The sequence below is a fragment of the Mesorhizobium sp. M1142 genome (assembly GCF_040318565.1).
Taxonomy (GTDB): Bacteria; Pseudomonadota; Alphaproteobacteria; order Rhizobiales; family Rhizobiaceae; genus Mesorhizobium.
In genome coordinates this window covers 135900-158803 of the sequence record NZ_JAMYMK010000012.1, presented here as the reverse complement: position 1 = coordinate 158803, position 22904 = coordinate 135900, and the positions used below count along the sequence as shown (strand labels likewise).

At 60.7% G+C, this 22904-nt stretch carries 19 protein-coding genes; 11 read left to right on the top strand and 8 right to left on the bottom strand.

What is annotated here, in order from left to right:
* Window positions 1-16: 16 nt before the first annotated feature.
* The 5 genes from arfA (at window position 17) to NKH42_RS20535 (ending at window position 5865) form a co-directional block, all read left to right on the top strand.
* Window positions 17-1528: an arabinosylfuranosidase ArfA gene (arfA, locus tag NKH42_RS20555; protein WP_352507217.1), complete on the top strand. Its 1512-nt coding sequence runs from the start codon at window positions 17-19 to the stop codon at window positions 1526-1528.
* Window positions 1529-1577: 49 nt separating this feature from the next.
* Window positions 1578-2669 (top strand): ABC transporter ATP-binding protein, encoded by a 1092-nt coding sequence (locus NKH42_RS20550; protein WP_352507216.1) that lies wholly within the window; start codon window positions 1578-1580, stop codon window positions 2667-2669.
* Window position 2670: 1 nt separating this feature from the next.
* Window positions 2671-3606 (top strand): carbohydrate ABC transporter permease, encoded by a 936-nt coding sequence (locus NKH42_RS20545; RefSeq protein ID WP_352507215.1) that lies wholly within the window; start codon window positions 2671-2673, stop codon window positions 3604-3606.
* The gene (locus NKH42_RS20540; RefSeq protein ID WP_352507214.1) at window positions 3603-4451 is read left to right on the top strand and encodes a carbohydrate ABC transporter permease; all 849 of its coding nucleotides are present in this window, start codon (window positions 3603-3605) and stop codon (window positions 4449-4451) included. Before NKH42_RS20545 ends, NKH42_RS20540 begins: the two co-directional genes overlap by 4 nt.
* A 94-nt stretch (window positions 4452-4545) precedes the next feature.
* The gene (locus tag NKH42_RS20535; protein WP_352475706.1) at window positions 4546-5865 is read left to right on the top strand and encodes an ABC transporter substrate-binding protein; all 1320 of its coding nucleotides are present in this window, start codon (window positions 4546-4548) and stop codon (window positions 5863-5865) included.
* Window positions 5866-6048: 183 nt separating this feature from the next.
* On the opposite strand, the gene minE is transcribed toward NKH42_RS20535, so the two are convergent.
* Genes minE through minC form a run of 3 tightly spaced genes read right to left on the bottom strand, consistent with a single transcriptional unit; the run spans window position 6049 to window position 7872 of the window.
* Complete coding sequence (minE, locus tag NKH42_RS20530; protein WP_023677151.1) at window positions 6049-6321, bottom strand: cell division topological specificity factor MinE; 273 nt, start codon at window positions 6319-6321, stop codon at window positions 6049-6051.
* Entirely contained in the window at window positions 6318-7133 is an 816-nt protein-coding gene (gene minD / locus NKH42_RS20525) for a septum site-determining protein MinD (RefSeq protein WP_254819515.1), read from the bottom strand. Before minD ends, minE begins: the two co-directional genes overlap by 4 nt.
* A gap of 19 nt (window positions 7134-7152) precedes the next feature.
* On the bottom strand, window positions 7153-7872 hold the full coding sequence (minC, locus tag NKH42_RS20520; protein WP_352507212.1) for a septum site-determining protein MinC: 720 nt from the start codon (window positions 7870-7872) through the stop codon (window positions 7153-7155).
* Window positions 7873-8111: 239 nt separating this feature from the next.
* On the opposite strand from minC, the gene NKH42_RS20515 reads away from it, so the two are divergent.
* On the top strand, window positions 8112-8972 hold the full coding sequence (locus tag NKH42_RS20515) for an alpha/beta hydrolase (protein ID WP_352507211.1): 861 nt from the start codon (window positions 8112-8114) through the stop codon (window positions 8970-8972).
* A gap of 93 nt (window positions 8973-9065) precedes the next feature.
* Here NKH42_RS20515 and NKH42_RS20510 read toward each other — a convergent pair whose 3' ends face one another.
* The gene (locus NKH42_RS20510) at window positions 9066-10172 is read right to left on the bottom strand and encodes a glycosyltransferase (protein ID WP_352752855.1); all 1107 of its coding nucleotides are present in this window, start codon (window positions 10170-10172) and stop codon (window positions 9066-9068) included.
* A gap of 8 nt (window positions 10173-10180) precedes the next feature.
* Window positions 10181-11731, bottom strand: a complete 1551-nt coding sequence (locus tag NKH42_RS20505; RefSeq protein WP_352752853.1) for a GumC family protein — start codon at window positions 11729-11731, stop codon at window positions 10181-10183.
* On the opposite strand from NKH42_RS20505, the gene NKH42_RS20500 reads away from it, so the two are divergent.
* On the top strand, window positions 11730-13175 hold the full coding sequence (locus tag NKH42_RS20500) for a VpsF family polysaccharide biosynthesis protein (RefSeq protein ID WP_352752851.1): 1446 nt from the start codon (window positions 11730-11732) through the stop codon (window positions 13173-13175). The genes NKH42_RS20505 and NKH42_RS20500 overlap by 2 nt on opposite strands.
* 19 nt (window positions 13176-13194) lie before the next feature.
* Here the strand turns inward: NKH42_RS20500 and NKH42_RS20495 are convergent, their stop codons facing one another.
* Window positions 13195-14316 carry a glucosamine inositolphosphorylceramide transferase family protein gene (locus tag NKH42_RS20495; protein ID WP_352752849.1) on the bottom strand — a complete coding sequence of 374 codons (1122 nt, stop codon included), beginning with the start codon at window positions 14314-14316 and terminating at the stop codon, window positions 13195-13197.
* 522 nt (window positions 14317-14838) lie between these two features.
* On the opposite strand from NKH42_RS20495, the gene wecB reads away from it, so the two are divergent.
* From wecB to NKH42_RS20480, 3 genes are read left to right on the top strand one after another with little or no spacing between them, the layout of a single operon-like run.
* Window positions 14839-15993: a non-hydrolyzing UDP-N-acetylglucosamine 2-epimerase gene (wecB, locus tag NKH42_RS20490; protein ID WP_352507206.1), complete on the top strand. Its 1155-nt coding sequence runs from the start codon at window positions 14839-14841 to the stop codon at window positions 15991-15993.
* Entirely contained in the window at window positions 15986-17317 is a 1332-nt protein-coding gene (gene wecC, locus NKH42_RS20485; protein WP_352752847.1) for a UDP-N-acetyl-D-mannosamine dehydrogenase, read from the top strand. Before wecB ends, wecC begins: the two co-directional genes overlap by 8 nt.
* Window positions 17314-18117, top strand: coding sequence for a WecB/TagA/CpsF family glycosyltransferase (locus NKH42_RS20480; protein WP_352507204.1), 804 nt, complete (start codon window positions 17314-17316; stop codon window positions 18115-18117). The genes wecC and NKH42_RS20480 overlap by 4 nt, the downstream gene beginning before the upstream one ends.
* Before the next feature lie 44 nt (window positions 18118-18161).
* On the opposite strand, the gene NKH42_RS20475 is transcribed toward NKH42_RS20480, so the two are convergent.
* Window positions 18162-19601, bottom strand: coding sequence for a lipopolysaccharide biosynthesis protein (locus tag NKH42_RS20475; protein ID WP_352752845.1), 1440 nt, complete (start codon window positions 19599-19601; stop codon window positions 18162-18164).
* Between the two features lie 169 nt (window positions 19602-19770).
* On the opposite strand from NKH42_RS20475, the gene NKH42_RS20470 reads away from it, so the two are divergent.
* Complete coding sequence (locus NKH42_RS20470; RefSeq protein WP_352752843.1) at window positions 19771-20889, top strand: glycosyltransferase family 4 protein; 1119 nt, start codon at window positions 19771-19773, stop codon at window positions 20887-20889.
* On the opposite strand, the gene asnB is transcribed toward NKH42_RS20470, so the two are convergent.
* Window positions 20863-22788 carry an asparagine synthase (glutamine-hydrolyzing) gene (asnB, locus tag NKH42_RS20465; protein ID WP_352752841.1) on the bottom strand — a complete coding sequence of 642 codons (1926 nt, stop codon included), beginning with the start codon at window positions 22786-22788 and terminating at the stop codon, window positions 20863-20865. The two genes, NKH42_RS20470 and asnB, sit on opposite strands and share 27 nt — an antisense overlap.
* Between the last annotated feature and the right edge of the window lie 116 nt (window positions 22789-22904).

Here is a 22904-nt window from a genome sequence, read left to right as displayed (position 1 = left end):
TCGATGGGAGGAATGCATGAAGGCAGCCGTTACGGCACATCCGCATTTTGTTGTCTCGGAGATCGATCCGAGACTCTACGGATCCTTCATCGAGCATCTCGGGCGGGCAGTTTACACCGGCATCTATGAGCCCGGCCATCCGACAGCGGATGCCAACGGCATGCGTCAGGACGTCATCGATCTCGTCAGGGAACTCAATGTTCCGATCGTCCGCTATCCCGGCGGCAATTTCGTCTCAGCCTACAATTGGGAAGACGGCATTGGCCCCAAGGAAGAGCGCCCGGTGCGGCTCGACCTCGCCTGGCATACGTCGGAAAGCAACGAAGTCGGCCTGCATGAATTTGCCGATTGGTGCACCTGCGCCAACACCGAGATGATGCTTGCCGTCAATCTCGGCTCGCGCGGCCTCGACGAAGCCCGCAACCTGCTGGAGTACGCTAACCATCCCGGCGGCAGCAAATGGAGCGACAAGCGCATCGCCAACGGCCGCAAGGAGCCCTTCGACGTCAAGCTCTGGTGCCTCGGCAATGAAATGGATGGCCCCTGGCAGATCGGCCACAAGACCGCGGACGAGTATGGCCGCTTGGCGCATGAGACGGCCAAGGCCATGCGCGCCTTCTCCAAGTCACTCGAACTGGTGGTCTGCGGCTCTTCGAACGCCAAGATGCCCACCTACCCTGAATGGGAAGCGACGGTTCTCGACCATACCTACAACGAGGTCGACTACATCTCGCTGCACATGTATTTCGACAACGAAGCCAACGACGCTCCGAACTATCTCGCCATGAGCGAAAAGCTCGACGCCTACATTGTCTCGGTCGCCGGCGTCATCGACTATATCAAGGCCAAGAAGCGCTCCAACAAGCAGGTTTACATCTCGTTTGACGAATGGAACGTCTGGTACCATTCCAAGGAGCAGGACAAGAAGATACTCGGCGGCAGCGACGGTTGGCCGTTCGCCCCGCCGTTGCTCGAAGACATCTATAATTTCGAGGATGTGCTGCAGGTCGGCCTGATCCTCAACACCTTCATCCGCCGTTCCGACGTCGTCAAGATCGCGTGCCTGGCACAACTGGTCAATGTCATCGCGCCGATCATGACCGTTCCGAATGGTCCGGCATGGCGGCAGACGATTTTTTATCCCTATCTGTTTGCTTCCAACTATGGCCGCGGCAATGCGCTGGATCTCAAGGTGGAAAGCCCGACCTACAGATCCAGCGTTGCGGGCGACGTCGCCTATGTCGATGTTGCCGGCGTGCACGACAGGCAAACCGGCCACGTCACCTTCTTCGCCGTCAACCGCCATTCGAGCGAGGTAATCGAAACAGTGGTCGACCTCTCCGGCTTCGGGGCGGCGGAGATCGTCGATCACCAGGTGATGGCACACGCCGATCTGAAAGCCGTCAATTCGGCCGAAAACCCTGGCAATGTCAGCCCCAGGAAGGGTGAGGGCGCCGAAGTCGCCGGCGGCAAACTAAACCTGTCGCTGCCGGCGTATTCCTACCAGTTCATACGCCTGAGGCTCTGAGTTCGGGCGGATCATCGAGAAAGCGCAAACGCTGAGGAGGAGCGTCGACGTGACGGCCGATATCGAGATCAGGAACGTGAGCAAGCAGTTCGGTGCCATGACGGTGCTGGATCATCTGTCGCTCTCCATAAGGGCACGCGAATTCATCGTGTTCCTGGGGCCGTCCGGCTGCGGAAAATCGACGCTTCTTCGGATGATCGCCGGTCTTGAAGCTGTCGATAGCGGCGAGATTGCCATCAACAACGAGCGCATCGATCATCTGCCGCCGGGCAAGCGCGGCATTGCGATGGTGTTCCAGTCCTATGCGCTTTATCCGCATATGACGGTGCGCGACAACATGGCCTTCGGCCTTGCGAATATCGGCGTACCAGGCAAGGTCATCGAGGCGCGCATCAACGAAGCCGCCCGCATCCTCGAAATGGCGCATCTGCTCGATCGCAAGCCGGGCCAGCTCTCCGGCGGTCAGCGGCAGCGCGTCGCGATCGGCCGTGCGATCGTCAAGGAGCCGAAGGCCTTCCTGTTCGACGAGCCGCTCTCCAATCTCGATGCGGCGCTGCGCACCCGAACCCGCATCGAGCTTGCCCAGCTTCACCAGCGGCTGCAATCGACGATGATCTTCGTCACCCACGACCAGGTCGAAGCAATGACGCTGGCCGACCGCATTGTCGTCATGAACAATCGCAAGATCGACCAGATCGGTACCCCTATGGAGATCTACGAACGCCCGGCGACCAAATTCGTCGCGGGTTTCGTCGGCGCGCCGGCGATGAACTTCGTCGATGCGACACTCGACAGATCGGGCAAGAACGCCACGGCCAGATTTGCGGACGGCATCTCGGTGCAGACCGAGATCGCCTCCAGCCAATTGACCGATGGCAACTACACTTTCGGCATCCGTTCGGAAGACGTGCGCATCGTTGCCGCCGGACAGGGCAATGCCGACGGCGTCGTCGATGTGCTCGAGCGGCTCGGCGAACGCACCCTGATCTACGCGCGGCTGGGCGATGGCCAGCAGATCGTCGGCTCCGATGCCGGCAACAGCCGCGTCGCCGTCGGCGACAGAATCGGGCTCGCCTTCGACGGCCAGAAATCGCATCTGTTCAACGAGACCGGCCGCGCCTGGCATGCGAGGGAGGCCTGAGATGGTTGACCGGCTGGCGACGTCCCCGACCGCGACGCTTGCTGTCGGCGTCAGAGCCCCTACCGCCGACATCTATGCGCCGCAATGGCGAAACTTCATTTTCGTTGCGCCATTCTTGTTCTTCTTCACCACGCTGCTGCTCTTCCCGCTGCTCTGGGGGATGTGGCTGAGTTTCCACAAGGCCGACACGTTTTCGTCCGGAAATTTTGTCGGTCTCGGCAATTACGCCAGGCTGTATCACGACAAGGTCTTCCTGCAATCGATCTGGAACACCTTCTACTTCGTGCTTCTGACCGTGCCGACGCTGGCGCTGATCGGCCTTTTCCTGGCGCTTTGCCTCAACCGCCGCACGCGCACTGCCGCGGTTTTGCGGACGCTGTTCTTTTCCTCGTCGGTGCTGTCGGTCACCATCGTCACGCTGATCTGGCGCATCGTCTTCATTCCGAATGTCGGCCTGTTGTCGACGATCTACGGATGGTTCGGCGCAACCGCACCGGCCTTCATTTCCGATCCCAGCCTTGCGATGATCGGCATCGCCATTGCCACCGTCTGGTGGTGCATCGGCCTGCCGATGATGCTCTTTCTCTCGGCGCTCCAGCAGATTCCACAGGATATTTACGAGGCGGCAGCGCTGGACAATGCCAATCGCTGGCAGACGCTACGCTCGATCACGCTGCCGTCGATCAAGCGGACCTTCATCCTGGTGATCATCATCCAGATCGTGCTGCAATTCCAGCTGTTCGGCCAGGCCTGGCTGATGACGCGGGGCGGTCCGAACAACCTGACCAAGCCGATCGTGCTCTACATCTACGATACCGCATTCCGTCGCTGGGATCTCGGCCTGGGCGCCGCGGCATCGGAAATCCTGTTCATCCTCATCCTGGTCGCGGCCATGGCCCAGTACCTGGTGACGCGCAGCAGGGGAGACCAGGCATGAGCGCTCCGGCCGCTTCCATCAAGGGACGGGCATTTGGCGACCATGTGTTGCTGGCCCTCGTCATCCTGCTTTCGATCGTCATGATCGCGCCGGTTCTGTGGGTCATCGGCCTGTCGCTCAAGGACAATACGGAGCTGATGGCCGATCCGAACTCGGTGTTTCACGCGCCCTATACGCTGAAGAACTACATCAACACCGTCGGCACCTCGTCGGTGTTCATCTGGGTGCGCAACAGCATCATCGTCTCAGGCGGGTTGACGTTCGGCACGTTGATCCTGTCGTCGCTCGCCGGCTACGGCTTTGCGCGGCTGAATTTCCCCGGCCGAGACGTGCTGTTCGTGATCGTGCTGTTCGGCCTGGCGGTCCCGGAACAGGCCGTGCTGGTCGCCCGTCACCAGATTTTCAGCATGCTGAAGTTCCACAACACCTATCAAGGGCTCATCCTGCCGGGCCTTTCGGCTCCGTTCGGCGTCTTCCTGATGACCCAGTATTTCAAGGCCATCCCCAAGGAGCTGGACGAAGCCGCCATGCTTGATAACGCCAGCCGGCTCAGGATTTTCTGGAAGGTGCTTCTGCCGCTCACGCTGCCTGCGCAGGCGACGCTCGGCATCTTCACCTTTCTCGGCGCGTGGAACGACTACTTCTGGCCGCTGATTTCGGCGACGAGGAAGGACATGTTCACGCTGACGGTCGGCATGGCCTCGACCCAGACCAATTTCGCCCAGTCCGAAGGCATCGGCTTCCTGATGGCGCAGGCGGTGTTCGCCGGTGCCCCGATCCTGATCGTCTACCTGTTCTTCCAGAAATACATCGTCACGGCGGTCTCCGGCGCTGCGGTGAGATAACGAAGATAGCCTGACGGCCGGGGGAATGGGCAGCGATTGAAGCACGAAAGCCAATCCAGGGTGGAGCGGCGGAAACTCAGTAGGAGGAACTGATATGAAACTGAAGAAAATACTGTTTGCCGCAGTCTCTGCGGGCGCAATGCTGCTCGCAGCTCCAAGCTTCGCGGCCACGGAACTGAGCGTGCAGCGCTTTTTCGGCGCCTGCGATGCTGATTTCGGCACCAACACCGATGCCACCAAGGCCGTTGGCGAATGCGGCATCATTACCTCGCTGATCAACAAGTTCAACGCCGACAATCCCGATGTCCACGTCAACGTCACCACCGTGGAATGGCCCGGCTATGATCAGCTGACCGCCCAGTTCGCTTCAGGCGACGCTCCGGACATCGTCACGATCCATGAATCCGTACTGTCGGATTATCAGTCGAAGGGCCTGTTGATGCCGCTCGACGATCTCTTGAAGTCGGTCGGCGTGACACCCGACGCCTTCACCGACGCGGCACGCAATGGCGCCACCAAAGACGGCAAGATCTATGGCCTGCCGATCGACAGCTGGACGATGCTCTATCACGTCAACATGGATCTTTTCAAACAAGCCGGCCTCGTCAATGCCGACGGCACGCCGATTTTTCCAAAGTCGCCCGAGGAACTGCTCGCCCAGGCCGAACAGTTCAAGCAGAAGACGGGCAAGCCTTATTTCGTCCAGAACCTGGCCAATGAGACTGCACTCTACACACGCAACCTCTACACCTATCTTTTCCAGCAGGATTCCGATTTCTTTGCCGATCCGAAGCATGTGAAATTGAATACGCCGGAAGCCAAGAAGGTCGTCGAGATGTACAAGGCGATCTTCGAGAAGGGCTACACCACCAAGGATCTCGACTATGGCGGCTCGATCAACGCCTTCCTTGCCGGCGAGGGTGGCGTCCATCTCAACGGTACGTGGGTGGTCGGCGATTACAACGCCCAGTCCGAGACCAAGGGGACGGCCCTCAACAAGGGCGGATATGCGGTCTATCCGTATCCGCAGCTGTTTGGCGGCGCCCATGCGCAATATGCCGACGGCCACACCTGGGCCGTTTCGCAGAAAGACCGCACGCCTGAACAGATCGCGGCTATCGGTAAATTCCTGAAGTTCTTCGCCGACAACGACTTCGAATGGTCGCGCACCGGCCACTTGCCGGCCTATAAGGCCGTCATCACTTCGGACGCCTTCAAGGCACTGCCGCATCGCAACACGATCTCTGCGGTCGCTGATCTCGGCAAGCCGCTGCCGTCCGCCGTACAGCGTCAGTTTGCGATCCAGGACATTATCGGCGAAGAGATGAGTGCAGCAATCAGTGGCCAGAAGGACGTCGACACCGCCCTTGCCGACATGGAAAGCCGCGTCAACGAATTGCTCGCCAACATTTGACCACGGGTTTCGAAAGGCCCTCCCAAGGCGCCCCGCGGCTGGAAACGGCCGCGGGGTTTTGGTGAGGGAGTGGTTATTGTCCTCGAATTGCGAGAACTTGCCGGTGGCGATCGGCTCAAGCACACCAACCACGGCGCCGCAATTTCGGCAGCAGCCGACGCAAGCCCTGACCGGAGGGTTTCGTTAGAACGCCGCGGCCATGGGCATTGCGACTTTGTTGGGGATCTGGATGTCGATCTCCAATCTCGACGTCGTTTCGCCGTGATCCATGCTTACCTGCAGGAAATCCTGGTCGACCTGAACATGCCGGGCGATCACCGCCATGATCTCCTCGCGCAACACGGAGACGAGATCGGGCTGGTTGCGGCTTCGACGCTCGTAAGCCAACAGCAGTTGCAAGCGCTCGCGCGCCACGGGCGCGCTGCCGCGGCGCTTGAAGATATCGAGCAGGTTCATGCTGCCCTCCTTCCCAACAGCCGGTCGAGGAGGCCCCTCCGTTCGAAAGGCAGAATGACCGGCAGGTCCTCGCCCTCGAGTCTTCTTGCCGCGTCGATATAGGCGCGTGCGGCGGGGTTGGTGTTTTCGCTGAGCGTAACCGGCGCGCCCACATTGGATGCGCGCAGCACGTCCTGGCTCTCGGGAATTATTCCCAGCAGAGGCGTGGACAGGATCTCGAGAACGTCATCAATGCTGAGCATCTCGCCGCGGGCAGCGCGGGCAGCGTCGTAGCGCGTGACGAGGACGTGTTTGGCAATCGATTCACCTTGCTCTGCTTTCATCGTCCTGGAGTCGAGCAGGCCGATGATGCGATCGGAATCGCGGACCGAGCTCACTTCGGGGTTGGTGACGATTACCGCCTCGTCGGCAAAGCGCATGGCAAGTTGCGCGCCCCGCTCTATGCCGGCCGGGCTGTCGCAGAAGACGTAGTCGAAAACCGAGCGCAGCTTGTCGATGACGTCGGCGACGCCTTCCTCGGTGAGAGCATCCTTGTCGCGCGTTTGCGAGGCCGGCAGCAGGAACAGCGTTTCGAGCCGCTTGTCACGGATCAGCGCCTGCGAGAGCTTGGCGGTTCCCTGAATGACGTTGACGATATCGAAAACAACGCGCCGCTCGGCGCCCATGATCAGATCGAGGTTGCGCAGGCCGACATCGAAGTCGACGAGGGCCACCCGCTTGCCGGTTTTCGCGACCGCGGCGCCGAGAGCGGCCGTCGAGGTCGTCTTGCCGACACCCCCTTTGCCGGATGTGACAACCACTACCTTGCCCATATTTGTGCCTCCAATGTTGTTAGTTGAGCGGTGCGACGCAAAGTGCGCCGTCCTCGAGAAAGGCCTGTACCGGCCTTCCTCGCGAGGAGGCGTCCATCTCCTCGGCGGTGCGGTACCAGCCGTCTACCGCCAGAAGTTCGGCTTCATTTTTCCGGCAAAAGATGCGAGCTGCGGAATTTCCCGTGGCGCCGGCGAAGGCACGTCCACGCAACGTGCCGTAGACGTGGATCGATCCTCCGGCGATGATCTCGGATCCGGAACTGACGGAGCCGACAATGACCACGTCGCCATCGGGGTGAAAGATCGACTGGCCGGAGCGGATCGGTGCCTTGATCATCAATGAGTTCGGCGCCTGCGGCTCTTCCGTCTTGGCCTCAGCGGCGGCCTTCGGGTTCGGCTGCGCGTAAAGCGTATCAGCGGTGGCCTCCTTGGTGCCAACGAGGAGCGGCGGCAGATCGGCATCAAGAGCAACATTGCCATCGGCCTCGATCGCGTAAATGCGAATCCCGCGCTCCGCGAGTTGTGAGACCAGATCCCGCATCTCGCCCACCTCGGGCTTGAACATAGTCAGATCGAGCACAACCGGGCGGCCGGCAAAGAAGCCGGGAGAGTTTTCGGTCCAGTGATCGAGGCTTTGCAGCCATTCCCCTAGCGGGGCCTCAGGGGTGAGGGTGAAGGCTACAAACGAGCGCGCTCGAAAGCGTATGGACTTGTTTTGGATGGGAGCGACGCAGGTCACAGAGGCGAGTCCTTACTGATTGGTTAAGGCTAGCCCGGCATGGTTAACGAAAAGTTAATGGCGGCTTCTCGAGGCCTTGGCGGAGGCATTCTTTTTGCCTCCGATCGTCCCGCCGGCGCCCTGCTTCCGGTGCACGACGAGGTCCTCCTCGCGGCTGCCTGGAGGCGCATCCAGTTCACGAGGTCGGCCGACCGGTATAAGATTGCCGTGAACGCCGGGCTTATTAAGGAGTTATCGGTTTGACAAGCGTTGCCAGGGGGTCTGTCGCAGATCGCGGTCGCGTTACCTATGACCTTGGCGCGACCGCCATCTTTGCTTCCAAATCAGACCCGCGCTTTCACTATTGCCTGTATGTGCCTCCCGCGGTTGGAGAAGGGGCCAAAGTCGACCTGATGGTTGCTGTCCATGGCACCGGCCGCACCTCTTTTCTTGGATTCCGCGACGCGTTTTCCGAGTTCGGACGCTGGAACGGCTGCGCCGTGTTGTGTCCGCTGTTTCCGATCGGCGTTCTCGGGGACGATGCCCGCAGCGGGTACAAATATATGCTCGAGGGCAACATACGCTACGATCAGGTGCTGCTCGCCATGATTGAGGAGGTCAGCGCCAAATACAGTCAGGATTGGAGCCGCTTTGCCATGTTCGGATTTTCCGGCGGCGGGCATTTCACGCATCGTTTTGCTATCCTGCATCCCGACAGGCTCTGGGCGGCCTCAATCGGCGCGCCAGGCTCGGTGACCTTACTCGATCCGACGCATGACTGGTGGGTGGGCATTCGCGATCTGCCGGAGAAGTTCGGCATCACCGTCGATGCCGCAGCGCTGGCAAAAGTGCCTTTCCAGATGATCATCGGCGACGCTGACCTGGAGACTTGGGAAATCACTCATGTCCAAGGCAGCACCCATTGGATGCCAGGCGCCAACGATGCCGGGCGAACACGGCCGGAACGCCTCAGGGCATTGTGTCGATCGTTCGAGGAGGCGGGTGCGCGCGTGCGTTTCGATTTGCTGCCAGGCGTATCTCATGAACGGGACGCGGTTCTCGATTCCGTCAAGGACTTCCTCGCCCAGCAACTCAAGGAACGACGGGACGCCTCACCATGAATCGTTGCGCTTCAGCTTGTGAAGAGATTACGGCAATCAAAACCCGACCGCGTCGATCGCATCCAACAGCGATCTGCTGGCCGTGCGCGACAACTAGAGCAACGCTTCGTAGCGATCGCCGATCTTGTCGACTGTGAAATCCAGCGCCCTGTTTCTCAGCACGGCAGCAGGGATGGGGTGATCCAGCATTTCGGCCATCGCCTTTGCCAGGGCTGCGGCATCACCGACCGGTACCAAGGTGCCGAAGCGGCCGTCACCGAGTATTTCGCGCGGGCCATGCGGAGCATCGGTAGAAATTACGGGGACACCTGCAGCCATGGCCTCGACCAACACGTTGCCAAAGCCTTCGCTCGTGGATGTAAGGACGAACAGATCGGCTGCGGCATAGCAAGCTGCGGGGTCGTTGACGTAGCCGGCAAAGAGCACGTGCGCGCCGATGCCGGTCTCTTCGGCATAGGCGTGCAATTCGGCAGCCAGCGGACCTTCGCCGAAGATGACAAGCCGGGCAGGGCGGCCGGCGCGCAGGGCAGCGAAGGCCCGCAGCAAAGTCCGGTGGTCCTTGACCGGCACCAGGCGTCCGGCGGTGGCGATGACCGAGCCATCGCCCATCGCCGCCAACGCTGCCTGCCAGGCATAGGAAGTCCCCTGCGGTGCTTCAGCCGGCGGCAGCGGGTTGTTGATGACGACGACCTTGGATTTGGGGAAGCCGCGGGCGATGATGTCACGGCCGACACCCGCCGAAACGGCGATGGCTTTGGTTGCACGCGCGCCAACCGGCGCGGAAAGCCCGATCGCCAGTCTCGCGCCGAGGCCGCTGGCAGGCAGCGAGGCGGCGGCGTGGAAACTTGGAAAGAATTTTGCCCGGCTTCTGGCCAACATGAGTGACAGCGCCATCACCAGATTGGCGAATTCCGGGGCACTATAGACCGCATCAGGATCAAGGCGGCGGAACAAATTTGCGCTTCGCACGATGCCTTTCAGCGTCGCCGACTTGGCGTAACCCTCGCCGCGCAAGAGAAGGCCGAAGTCGACCAGATGCACGGCAGCGGAACGCAGCGCGGCGTTAGGGCCTTCCGCGTTCCAGGTAAAAAGCGTGACCTCGTGGCCACGCGACGCCAGTTCATTTGCCATCAGGACGAAGACACGTTCGGCGCCGCCGCCCCTCAGGCTGGCGATGTGGAAAACGATGCGCTTCACCATGCCTTGCTTCAGGCTCGGCTGGCGGCAAGGCCTGATCGGTTCGGCGGCCGACGCATGTCGCGGATGATGCCCATGCCGATGGCCAGCAGCATGCCCAGGGCAAAGCCTGCGAACGCTCCTGCGCCTGCCACCAGGGCAGTGCGCGGGGGCCATGAGCGCGCGGGCGGGGGCACCGCGGTCGAAATCACCTGCACGTTTGTCGTGTCGATCTGCTCGCGCTCGCTGATTTGGCGTGCACGTGACAGGAAGCTCTCATAGACGGCTCTCTTCGAGGCGGCATCGCGTTCAAGTTCACGCAGGGCGACTTCGGACTCGCTATCGGTGAATACATTGCTCTTCAGATCGTTCATCCTGGCGTTGAGAGAAGCCAACGAGGCCCTGGCCTTCTCCAGGCTGGCCTTTGCCGTGCCGACGGTGCGGGAGAACTCGGCCCGGAGTTGCGAGTTGACGGTCTCGAGCTCCGTCCTGAGCCTTACAATCGTCGGGTGACGCGGGCCGAAGGTCATCGACTGTGAATCGATCTGCTGCCGCAGGCTGTTTGACCTGTCGCGCAGCGCTGCGAGCGCTTCCGAAACCGTGGGGTCGGGATTTGCCCCATTGATGCCGGAGGCAACCAGGGCGTCGTAGCTTGCCTGCGCGGCAATGACGCGCGATTGCGCATCGACGATTTCGCCATTGAGCTGCGTCATTGTCTGCGAACTGACAAGCTGGCCATTGCTGGTGGACAGATTGTGGCTACGCCTGTAGCTCTCGACCTTCTCTTCGGCTGCCTGCACGTCGCTCTTGAGTTGGCCAAGCCGGCTGTCGAGGGCTGCCGCGGCACGGCTGGCGCCGGCAGCTTCTGCCTTGGCCAGTTCTTCCTGGAAGTTTTTGACTAGGGCCTGCGAGATCAGGATCGCCTTGGCGGTGGTTTCCGCAGATACCGAGAGGGTTGTGACGAACGATGTCGGGTCCGCGATGGCGTCTACCCGGTCCGCCAGATTCTTCAAGGCGATGAGCCTCGGGTCGGGCTTCGCCACAGCGCCAGACGAGGATGTGCTCCGGTCCGGATCGAAGAATTCCGGATCGTGAGTCAGATTCAGTTCGTCCACCACACGGGAAAGCACGTTGCCCGAGGTCAGGATACGCTGCTTGCTGCGTGTGCTGAGCAGCTGGCTATCGACCTGGCCCGGTTGCGAGTAGAGGTCGTTTTCCACAACCTGCAAATTGGAAGGGTTGATGAGGACCTCCGTCGTGACGGTGTAACGCTGCTTGCTCAGCAATGCATAGGCGCCGCCGACAATGCCGCCGATTACCGCCAGCATGAACGCCAGGGCGAGGCCGGCCCGCAGCCAGACGAACAGGCGTCGAAAATCGAGCTCGAGAAAATCGCCGATCTTGTCCAGGGTCACCGTGGCGACAGGCTCCGGAGGTTGCGGCGTCACCGGTGCGGAGCTTAGCGCCGCGACTGGGCCATGCTGTTGCAGCAATGCCCTGCGCCGTGCATTGGCAATACGCTCGAATGCACTGTTATTGGAAGCCGTCGCGGAGATAGGGGGTGTGCCGGAACCGGCAGGCATGGTGACAACCCTTGTTAAATCATTACGCTTGGCCTGCTCTACAGAAACATCGTTAACATCTTATTTTCCAAGTTGGCCCATTTTGCCGTTCACACGGTCCGCTTGGCGGACGCTGAAGGGATTCGTTGCCCAGAATGCCGTTCGAATATCGCCATTTGGATGGGCCATGAGCTATCCCGCTGCCACTTCGGAACGAGTGTTGTCCAGTCGAGCGCGCCGTCAGAACGCGCTGTCGCTGCTGTTTTTCCTATGTGCAGCGTTCGCGCTCCTGCTTCGCTTTACGGTGTCGCCGCAAGTGATGAACATGGTCGTCGACTATACGGCCCAGGGAGGCTCGTTCTACGAAAAGCTGCATTTCGGCACCTATGCGATCATCCTACTGCTTCCTATCGTTCTTTTCAGCCGGCCGTTTTTGCTGCACGGCGATGAAATTGGAATATTCAAGGCGTTGATCCGCTATTCGGTGCTGATGTTCGCGCTGGTGCCTTATTTGTTCGTTACCGGCCGTGCGGGCTCCTCCGGCTTCATCATCGATACCTATCTGGTGGCCGGCGCCACAGGCCTGCTGATGCTGGCATTGAATGCAGAGGTGCGGCGGGCGTTGGGAGGCGTCGTGCTTGGAATGGCGGTCCTGAGCGCTGTCATCGGCACCATCGAGGCGGTGACTCAACATCGGTTGTTGCCCTATGGCTTGAACGAACTGCAATTCAGGCCAACTGGCCTGTCGGCTCATCCGCTGGCACTGGGCGCGCTCTGCGCCACGACCATCGGATTTGTGCCGCTGACGCACTGGCGCATTTGGGCGCGGGTGATGGCGATCTTGCTGTTATTCATCGGTTGCGCTGCGTCAGGCGCTCGCGCTGCGCTGATGCTCGCGACGGCGGAAATCCTCATTCTGCTGCTGTTCGTGCCCTGGCCGGGCCTATCGCTCAAATACGAGCGGCAGGCCAAATTTGTCGTACTGATGTTCACCGTCGCCGGTGGTGCGGTGCTCGTAGCTGTACTGTTTGCGGGCGGTCTGCTGAATCGGTTCAGCAACACCATCTTCGACGAAAACTTCATGGCCCGGGTGACCATTTACCAGGTGTTCGGACTAGTCAGCTGGAACGACATCCTGTTCGGCATGAACGTTGACGACCTGCTGGCGATCGTCAGGCAGAAGCTGCATCTGCCCTACATCGAAAGCGCGCCTGTGGTAATCATCTTGCTCTTCGGCCTGCCCATAGCCCTGCTGTTTACAGCGCTGATATTCTGGTTTGTCTTCCGGCTGCTGCGAGGGGCGCCGCTGCCGGCATGGATCGGCACCATAACGTTCTTGCTTGCTGCGCTGTCGAACAACGCGCTTTCGTCAAAAACGCCGGACATGACGATCATCGTGGTGTTGCTGCTTGCCTACAGGGACCAGTCTTCGGTCGCGGCATTGAAGCCGGCTGGATCTCGTTAAGCACGGGCCTCAAATCCGGTCAGCCGGCGCTGTCCACGACCTCGACACGTCCCGCGCGGTTGAGCGTGTGAATGCCCGCGCGGGCCCATGCCGGCCCCGGATCGATTGGGCGGGGCAGTTCGAAACGGATATCGAAATCATCAAGCCGATCCAGTCGCATTAACCCCAGGCCGCCACCATAGGCTCTTGAGCCGTTTTGCACCGGCAGCAGCAGCGAGCCCTCCTGGCGGATAAAGGCGCCGCCCGGCCGAGTGGCGGAGTGGTCGACCGCGACGGGATTGAGCGCGTGCGCAGCCCACGGCCCACGCAGCGCCGGGGCGGAATAGACCGCCATCGTGTCAGACGCGCTACCGTGACCGAACCGCTCAGTCCCCAACAGCCAGAAGCGGCCGTCGGATTCGAGCAGCGTGGCGTCGTTGAAATCCCTGTTCGTCATCAGCACCGTATCGCGTACCCAGCGATCCGGAAACTGCACGGCACGGTAGAGCACCAGTTCGCGCGCCGTAGCGCTTTCCGGGATCATGAAAATCTCGCCGGAGCGAGCGAACACCTGCGGATATGACAGGTGGTGTGCTTCCTCCAGCACCACCTTCGGCACGCCGAAAGTGCCGTCGGTGCCGAGTTCGGCTACCGAAATCACGCCGCGGCCCGTGGCATAGGGAAATTCCTCGACAAACAGAAAATGGCGGCCGTCGCGCTCGAGAACGAACGGATCGGCGTAGAAGCGCTGCCCGTCATCGGCAAGCACGGTGAACGGCTTACAGTCGAGTCGTCCGGTCTCGGCGACGCCTGGACCGTCGATCAGCCGGTAAGCAACCTGCCAATAGAAGGGGCGCCGACCACGTCGCAGTTTTTGCACCGCGCGGTCGACCATTCCCCTGCCGAAAAAGGGCAGATAGTGCCTGATAAATCCGCCTTTCTGCAGGGGCGGCGCCGGGCTCTCAATAATCGGCGCAAGTTTGCCCGCGGAAAAGCGGGCGACACATTGGGCGATCAGGGAGATGGCGCCGGCGAGCAGGTCGTTGCTGGTCCGGGAGAGCCATAGCCGATCGCTGATCATCGGCCGCGCCCTGGCGACGGCAACGCCGTCGAGGCGCGCGGTGAGTTCGGGCAACCGCCCGCTCGCCAGCATCTCGGTCATGCCCGCGGCAAAGCTGCTGTGGCCGCAAAATTCGAGCGTCAGGACAGGCGTGCCCCGTCGGGCGGCGATAGCGGTAAGATCGACTACAAGATCGACTGGGCCGGTATCGCCGGATCGCAACGGCTCGGAACGGCTTGCCAATGAGGGGCCGAAGCGCCGGCCCTCGAGCGCCAGCACATTATCCATTCCGCGCGCATTGGGTTCAGGCGTCGGCGCGCGGCTACTCGAAACCGCATGTCCAGCCGCACTCAACCGCGCCAGAAGCTCATTTTCCCAGCGCCGGGATGCGTCGGCGTGGCCGATGATTAAAATATTAGTCAATCCAATATATTCTTTTTCAAGACTACTACCGTAGACTACTTGTCAGCCCAACCTTTCACAAGAGTTAAGCCGGGAGAACGCGGCCTTGGTTGTTAATCATATATTAAGAATTGAGATCACGAAGGCGCTTCTCGACGCTATTATAGCTCGTGCGGGCAATAGTCGGCATGTCCCGAAGGCTGCAGGCGACCAGGATCAGCGATGAACGTCCTTTCACGTCCAAAACTGCCATCGAGGCAGAAACTGCTGATCGTGTTCGGCACGAGGCCGGAGGCACTCAAATGCTTTCCAGTGGCGCGCGCCGCCCTTGCTCATCCAGGCTTCATCACCGAAATATGCATAACCGCCCAGCATCGCGAAATGGTCGACCAGGTTGTCGAGCTGACCGGCCTGCCTGTGCATCACGATCTCAACATCATGCAACCCGGCCAGTCGCTGTTCGACGTGACCTCGCGCGTGCTCCTTGGCATGGCCGAGGTGCTGGACAAGGCCAAGCCCGATATCGTCATGGTGCAGGGCGACACCACCACGGCGATGGCCGCGGCTCTGGCTGCCTTCTACAAGCGTATCCCGGTCGCTCATGTCGAAGCAGGATTGCGCAGCCACAACGTCAACTCGCCGTTTCCTGAAGAACTGAACCGCAAGATTGCCGGCGACATCGCCACCTGGCATTTTGCGCCGACCGTTCAGGCGCGCGACAACCTCATCGCCGAAGGAAAAGCCGAAAGCACCATCTTTGTGACCGGTAACACGGTGATCGATACACTGTTGCATTTTTCAAGCGCGATCGATGCCGACAGGCTGATGAACGCGAAGCTCGCTGCCCGCTTCCCTTTCCTCGACCCTTCCAAGAAGATGATCCTCGTCACCGGCCATCGCCGCGAGAATTTCGACGGCGGCATCCAGCGCATCTGTACGGCGTTGAAGGGATTGGCGGCGCGCGGAGACGTGCAGATCGTCTACCCTGTCCATCCAAACCCCAATGTGCGCTCAGTGGTCAACGCAGAGCTGGAAGGCGTGCCGAACATCCACCTGGTCGAGCCGCAGGACTATCTGCCGTTCCTGTACCTGCAGAAGCAGAGCTATCTGGTGCTTACCGATAGCGGTGGCGTGCAGGAAGAAGCGCCTTCACTCGGCAAGCCGGTGCTGGTAATGCGCGAAAATACCGAGCGACCCGAGGGGATCGTGGCCGGCACCGCCCGTCTTGTCGGCACCGATGTCGAGAAAATCCTGTTCAACGCCAATCGCCTGCTCGACGATCAGGCTGCCTATCGCGGCATGGCGGAACGACACAACCCATATGGCGATGGCCGGGCCAGTAACCGGATTGTTGAGGAACTGCTGCATCATGGCTGAAATCAAAACCGTTTCCGTAATCGGCATGGGCTATATCGGCCTGCCGACCTGCGCCATTTTCGCCAGCCGCGGGCTCAACGTCATTGGCGTCGATGTCAACGGAGCGGTGGTCGAGAAGGTCAACCGCGGCGAAATCCACATCGTCGAGCCGGACCTTGACGGTCTGATCCAGAAGGTCGTGGCGAACGGCAAGCTCATGGCCTACAGCACGCCGCAGCCGGCGGACGCCTATATCATCGCCGTGCCGACCCCGATGACCCACGACCATAAGCCGGACGTGACCTACGTGCTCGCGGCGGCACGAAGCATCGCCCCAGTGCTGAAGCGGGGAGACCTTGTGGTATTGGAGTCGACATCGCCGGTCGGAACCACGCGGATCATGACCGGGCTGCTTGCCGAATCGCGGCCCGATCTCAAATTTCCTGTCCAGCATGGCGAAGATGCCGATGTGCTGGTCGCCTATTCGCCCGAGCGCGTGCTGCCGGGAAAGGTGCTGACCGAGCTGATCAACAATGATCGCTCGATCGGTGGATTGTCACGCAAATCGTCGGAACGGACCGCGGCACTCTATGCGACCTTCGTCACTGGCGACCTGTTCATGACAACGGCCGAAAGTGCTGAGCTGGTGAAACTGACGGAGAACGCGTTCCGCGACGTCAACATCGCCTTTGCCAACGAGCTTGCAGCAGTGTGTCAGGATCTGTCTCTCAATGTATGGGAAGTGATCGATCTCGCCAATCGGCACCCTCGCGTGAACATCCTCCAGCCGAGCCCGGGCGTTGGCGGTCACTGCATTGCGGTCGATCCATATTTTATCATCGATGCCGCACCCAACAGCACGCGGCTGATGGCTTCGGCACGCCGGATCAATTCCGAGCGGCCCATGTCGGTGGTCAGGGATATCGAGGCCTTGCTCGATCCCTCCCGCAAGCAGACGATCGCCTGTCTTGGCCTCAGCTTCAAAGCCAACATCGACGATTTGCGCGAGAGCCCGGCCGTCGAAGTGGTGAAGCTTCTGTCCGATATCCCCAATGTGAACATCATTGCGGCTGAACCCAACACAAATGCGCTGCCGCACGAGCTCGAGGGCAGGGGCATCGCGTTCACCGATGCACTTTCGGCCATCGACAAATCCGATATCGTCGTCCTCCTGGTCGACCATCGGCAATTCAATCTGGTCGACCCCGAAGCGCTCAAGGACAAGAAGCTCGTCGATACGAGGGGCCTGTGGACGTGGCGCAAGGCGCGCAAGCCGGACGCCCGCATCGAAGGCAAGAAACCAGAGATCGCACAAGTGCCGCTTGCAAGGGAGCAGGCCGCATGAACGCGCACGCCCCGGCATGGGCGCAGCATTCCCTGTTGGCGTCACGGCGCCGGGAGTTCCTTGGCGCACCTATCCATGCGCTGACCATGGCAGAGACGCTGGCCATCGCCGAAGAGGCGATGACCCTGCGGCGGCCGCTGCACCATGTGGTGGTGAATGTCGCCAAGCTGGTGACCATGCGCCAGAACGCCGAACTGCGCGACGACGTGGCCGGGGCGGACGTCGTCAATGTCGATGGCATCGGCGTGCTTTGGGGTGCGCGTTTGTGCGGCGTCGCGTTGCCCGAGCGGGTGGCGGGCGTCGACATCATGATCAATCTGCTGAGCCTCTGCGCGATGCGTGGATTCAGGCCGTATCTGCTGGGGGCCGAACAGCACGTTCTCGATGCGGTCGTAGCGAGACTTGCCAATGACCATCCGAGCCTCAGCATAGCGGGAACGCGCAACGGCTATTTCAAGCCGGAGGACGAGGCCGGGATCGTCGCGGCGATCAACGCCTCTGATGCCGACTGCCTGTTGGTGGCCATGCCGACACCGCGCAAGGAACGCTTTCTCAAACGCTACCGCGATGAACTCGCCCCAAGCTTCGTGATGGGCGTGGGCGGCAGTTTCGACGTCTATGGCGGCAAGGTTGCCCGTGCGCCGAGGCTGATACAAGCGGCCGGCCTGGAGTGGCTGTTCCGCGTCGTCCAGGAGCCGCGACGCTTGTGGCGCCGCTACTACGATACCAACACTGCCTATGCCGGGCTGCTCTGCCGGGAGTTCTGGGAGCGTCGCTGGCGCCGAAACGCCGGTTTATAGATTCGCGTTCCCTCACAAAACAGGCGTCGGCCCTGGACTTCGCCTTACGCGATCCGCAGCCGCTCCCGCAACTGGGCGACGAATTGCGTCGCTGCTACAGGATGGAACAACGAGGTCAGCCCGAAGAAGACCGCAGCGCCGGCGGTGCCGCCGGCGACAAGCGAGAAGATCGCCGGCACGTCGCCGGCCACCATGCTGGCAAGCTTGGCGGCCACCCCCGTGCTGAGCGAGATGATTACCGAAACACCGATGTCGCGCCACGGCACCGGCACCGGCGTGAGCCGCTCGCTGATGACAATGCAGGTTATGGAGCCCACTACCGAGCCGCCCGCAAGCGCCAAAGCCGCGCCGATCTCGGCCATCGGGGGGATCAACAGCAGGGACAATGCAATTGTTGCCACCGAGCCGAAGAGGTTGGCGATGATCAGCAGCCACGGCCGCTTGTGCGCGTGCACCACGACGCCATAGACGAAGCTGGTGAGGTTGGCGCACAGCACGCTGAAGGCAATGATTGGAAACAGCAGGCCGAAGCGGCCGTGATATTGCGAGGGCAGCATGAGCTCGGTGATATCGCCGCTGAGCGCGACCAGCATCGCTGCAATCGGCAGGCAAAGCCGCATCATCAAGGCCATCAACTGCGACAGCAACCGACCCGATGCCGCGGGCCCGTCCTCGTCGAAGCGGCTGACCACCTCGGGAAAGGCGCCCATGTTGATGGCGTTGGCGACCATATCGATCGGTTGGCGGGCTAACGCATAGGCTGCGGCGAAGATCGCCACGGCGCTGGCATCGTAATAGAACTTGAGGAACAGACGCTCCGCGCTGTTGAGCCCGAACCCAACCAGCGCCATGATGATCAGCGGCACACCCAGCGCAAAGAAGTCTCTGTGGGTGAAACGCGGCGGACCGGTAACAACGCGTCGGGATGCCATGATCCCCGCCACGATGCCGGCAATCAAGGCGCCGAGGCTCGAACCGAGCGACACCGTCAGAAAGCTGTCCTGAAAGACAAGGATAGCGCCGATCGGTAACGCGAGTTGCAGCAACGCACGCAGGGCTTCTAGCATTGAATAGACCGAATGGCGCTGCTGCATCTGCAGCACCGTCAAGGCGAAGCGGCTGATGGATCCGGCGACCAGATAGCCGCAGACCGCGATCGCGAACTCGACCCAGCGTTCAGGCACGATCACCGCCGACGCGCCTATCGATATGACCAGCGCCAGGGCCGTGGTCGCAAGCAACACCTGCCCCGCCAGCATCAGGCTGCCGCGGCTGACCTCGCCCTTGCCGCCAAGCCTGAGCAAGGCGATGCGCAGCCAGTTGGTGACGGCAATGTCGGTCATTTCACCGACGGTCACCACCAGGGTGAGCAGGCCATACTCGGTCTGGTCGATCAAACGCGTCACGACGACCAGCAGGAGCAGCGCCGAAATTCGCGTCAGCAGGATCGCCGGAGCATAAATGAGCGTGGAACGGAGCAGCAAGGGCGTGTCCCTGGAAAACTCACCTTCGACTAGCCGCCGACTGGCGGAAAATCCAGCGCGATGACGGCGAAGGGTGAACAGTTTCAGTTTGAACTAAAAGATTTGCCGTAAACCTTATTGGGAACGTTTGCTTTGCAGTTACCCGGTCTGTGTTATTTAGGGTACCATCATGTTGCAGCGCCTCATATCCGATCGAAAAATACATGTCCTGGTCGCGACGCCGTCGGGCGTTTCGGGGCAGGGCGGCATCGACCGCATCATGGGGGCGCTGAAGCAGGAGTTCGAACGGCAAGAAATCGCCGACATCGATGTGTGCTTCCTTGCCAGCCGTGGCCCGGGGCATGTCGGACTTTCGATCTTCTATATGCTCGGCTTTTGCTTACGGATGCTTAAAGCGCGTGTGGCTGGACGTGCCGATGTCATTCACATCAACATCTCAGTTTCCGGCAGCACCTACCGCAAGATGGTGATCGCCGCCTGGGCACGGCTGCTGTCGATACCCTATGTCCTGCATTTGCACGGGGCGCAGTATCAGACATTCTGGAAAGCCGACCGCGGTTTCATAAGCGGCCGTATCAAAGCTCTGTTCGAGCACGCCGATCGGGTGATCGTTTTGGGTCGGCTTTGGCGCGATTTCGTCGCCAGCCGGGCGCGGGGTGCAGCCGGCAATATCGTGATCGTGCCCAATGCGACCGAAGTCCCGCCGCTGGCGCATGTCGGCGGCGGCGACCATGTGCATATCCTGTTCCTGGGCCGCATCGGCGACCGCAAGGGCGTACCGCAATTGCTGGGGGCACTGCACCGCATGAGCCCTGTCAAGAATTGGCGCGCCACGATTGCCGGCGATGGCGAAGTCGAGGCGGCACGGACAAAGTCAGCCGCGCTGGGGATTGCAGACCGGATCGCCTTTCCGGGTTGGGTGGGACCTGACGATGTCGCATCGCTGATCTCTTCGGCCGATATTCTGGTTCTTCCCTCCTTCGCCGAAAATCTGCCGATGTCGGTGATCGAAGGCATGGCAGCCGGTTTGGCGGTGGTGGCGACCCCGGTTGGCGCGGTCGAAGACATAATCACCGACGGGCAATCCGGGCTGCTGGTGCCGCCAGGCGATGTTACAGCGTTGACCGACGCGTTGAGCCGCCTCGTGGAGTACCCGGCACTGAGGGCAAGGCTTGGTGCCGGTGCCATGGCCGTGCATCGGGAACGGCTTGAGCTCGCCCCGTTTGTCGGCGCAATCTGCGATGTCTGGCGGTCGGCCGCGTCAAGCCGTCAACCGGTCAAGCGCTGAGGCCGACGATCGCGGCGGCGCTTCGAGCCTGAATTCGCGGTGGAATATCTCCAAATTCAACAGCGCCCATATCAGTTTTTCGTGGTCAGCGGCACGCGTGGTGTGTTCGGAGACGATTTGATCAAGCTGTTTCGGACTCAGATAGCTGCGAATGACGGAGTGAGGCGAGCAAAGATGGTCATGCACGTAGTTCCTCATCGATCCGCGAAACCATTCGGCGACCGGTACCTTGAACCCGACCTTGCGGCGGCTGAGAATTTCCTCCGGAAGGATATTGGCCATGCTGTCGCGCAGGATCTGCTTGCTGTGCAACCAACCCAGCCTGTAGCGATCGGGCAATTTGCTGACGAACGAAACCAGGTCGCGATCGAGGAACGGCATTCTTCCTTCGATTGAACCCGCCATCATCATGTGGTCGCCTCGTTCCAGGAGATTGTCAGGCAGCCACGACGTCTGATCAAAAAACAGCACGCGGCGAAGATGGGAGGCCGCAGCGCTTGACGAGAACGGAAAGTCGTTGTGCTCATAACGGCGACTTGCGGACGCACCGATCAGGCCAGCGCGCTGCTGCGCGGAAACGGCTCCAAACCAGGAGACCATCCGGGCGGCAAAGTCCCTTTCGCCCGCGGTGCGGGCAAACGTATCGACCTTGGCCGACGCGCCCGGCATCGCGCGTACCACAGGGGAAAGGACGTTGTCGTGCAGCGAGGCTGGGACAAGCGACTGGTAGATCCCGGCCAGTGATTCCGCGCGATGCTTGGGATAGCCGCCGAGAATCTCGTCGGCTCCTTCGCCGGTGAGCACCATCTTGACGTCTTGCGAGGCGCGCTCCGACATCAGGTAAATTGGAATATCGCTGCTTTGCGAAACAGGTGCCCCGCGTTGGCGAACCATCGTCGGCAGATGATCCATCAGATCGGCCGGCTGGATTACAAGCTCGCAATGATCGGTCTTGAAATGATTGGCAACGCGTCGGGCGAATGCAAATTCGCTATAGGCTGCGTCGTCGAACCCGACAGAAAACGTGCGAATGGGCGTGGCGCTGTGCCTGGCCATCAGCGCGACGATAGCCGAGGAGTCGAGCCCTCCGGAGAGAAAGGCCCCAAAAGGTGCATCGCTGCGCATCCTGATCTCGACGGAATGGTCGAGCAGTTCCAGAAATCGCCGCTTTGCGGTTTTTCCGTCGATCCGCTCGGTCAGGGCAGCCTGGTCCGGAGGCGTATAGTAGCGCGTTTCCTTGACTACCCCTTGCGACCAGACAGCATAGCTTCCGGGATTGAGCTTGCGGATCTGTTTGAAAAGCGTGCGCGGTCCCGGCACATAACGCCAGTTCAGATACTCGTGCACGGCATCCAGATCGAGTTCCTGAGCATCTTGCTGCGATGACAGCAATGCGTTGATCTCCGAGGCAAACAGCAGCAATTTTTCGCTTTGCATGAGGTAAAGCGGCTTTTCCCCGAAGGGATCCCGGGCGAGAATCAATTCCTGCCTCTGAGCATCCCAGAGTGCAAAGGCGAACATGCCGCTCAGCCGGTCGAACATTGACAAGCGCCATTGATCGTAGGCTCGGAGCAGCACCTCGGTATCGGAGCGCGTTCGAAATTGATGGCCAAGGCCGATCAGTTCCTGGCGCAACTCGATGTAGTTATATATCTCTCCGTTGAAAATTATTTTGAGACGGCCGTCCTCAATCTGCATCGGCTGATTTGACTCAGGCGCCAAGTCAATGATCGCCAGGCGGCGATGGACCAATGCCAATTGTTGCTCGCCGGTATTCAGGTCCAATATCTCGGTGCCTTCGGCATCGGGACCGCGATGCCGCAATGCGTTTGACATTCTGGCGGCCCGCTCTTGTGGATTTTTAGCCCTTCGACCGATCCATCCGGCAATTCCACACATTGTTCCCCCTAGGCGCGCGCATTCCTCACTTCAGTACAACAAATGTGTTAAACACTTCGTGCCGACACAACCCGACCGGGAGAAAGCTGCCACGGGCCATCCTCGATGGAGCCTGG

What these genes read in the sequence shown, in the direction of transcription:
- arfA (WP_352507217.1), top strand. Translation starts at nt 17, where the DNA reads ATGAAGGCAGCCGTTACGGCACATCCGCATTTTGTTGTCTCGGAGATC.
- NKH42_RS20545 (WP_352507215.1), top strand. Translation starts at nt 2,671, where the DNA reads ATGGTTGACCGGCTGGCGACGTCCCCGACCGCGACGCTTGCTGTCGGC.
- NKH42_RS20540 (WP_352507214.1), top strand. Translation starts at nt 3,603, where the DNA reads ATGAGCGCTCCGGCCGCTTCCATCAAGGGACGGGCATTTGGCGACCAT.
- NKH42_RS20535 (WP_352475706.1), top strand. Translation starts at nt 4,546, where the DNA reads ATGAAACTGAAGAAAATACTGTTTGCCGCAGTCTCTGCGGGCGCAATG.
- minE (WP_023677151.1), bottom strand. Translation starts at nt 6,321, where the DNA reads ATGAACCTGCTCGATATCTTCAAGCGCCGCGGCAGCGCGCCCGTGGCG.
- minD (WP_254819515.1), bottom strand. Translation starts at nt 7,133, where the DNA reads ATGGGCAAGGTAGTGGTTGTCACATCCGGCAAAGGGGGTGTCGGCAAG.
- NKH42_RS20510 (WP_352752855.1), bottom strand. Translation starts at nt 10,172, where the DNA reads ATGGTGAAGCGCATCGTTTTCCACATCGCCAGCCTGAGGGGCGGCGGC.
- NKH42_RS20500 (WP_352752851.1), top strand. Translation starts at nt 11,730, where the DNA reads ATGGTGACAACCCTTGTTAAATCATTACGCTTGGCCTGCTCTACAGAA.
- NKH42_RS20505 (WP_352752853.1), bottom strand. Translation starts at nt 11,731, where the DNA reads ATGCCTGCCGGTTCCGGCACACCCCCTATCTCCGCGACGGCTTCCAAT.
- NKH42_RS20495 (WP_352752849.1), bottom strand. Translation starts at nt 14,316, where the DNA reads ATGACCGAGATGCTGGCGAGCGGGCGGTTGCCCGAACTCACCGCGCGC.
- wecB (WP_352507206.1), top strand. Translation starts at nt 14,839, where the DNA reads ATGAACGTCCTTTCACGTCCAAAACTGCCATCGAGGCAGAAACTGCTG.
- wecC (WP_352752847.1), top strand. Translation starts at nt 15,986, where the DNA reads ATGGCTGAAATCAAAACCGTTTCCGTAATCGGCATGGGCTATATCGGC.
- NKH42_RS20480 (WP_352507204.1), top strand. Translation starts at nt 17,314, where the DNA reads ATGAACGCGCACGCCCCGGCATGGGCGCAGCATTCCCTGTTGGCGTCA.
- NKH42_RS20470 (WP_352752843.1), top strand. Translation starts at nt 19,771, where the DNA reads ATGTTGCAGCGCCTCATATCCGATCGAAAAATACATGTCCTGGTCGCG.
- asnB (WP_352752841.1), bottom strand. Translation starts at nt 22,788, where the DNA reads ATGTGTGGAATTGCCGGATGGATCGGTCGAAGGGCTAAAAATCCACAA.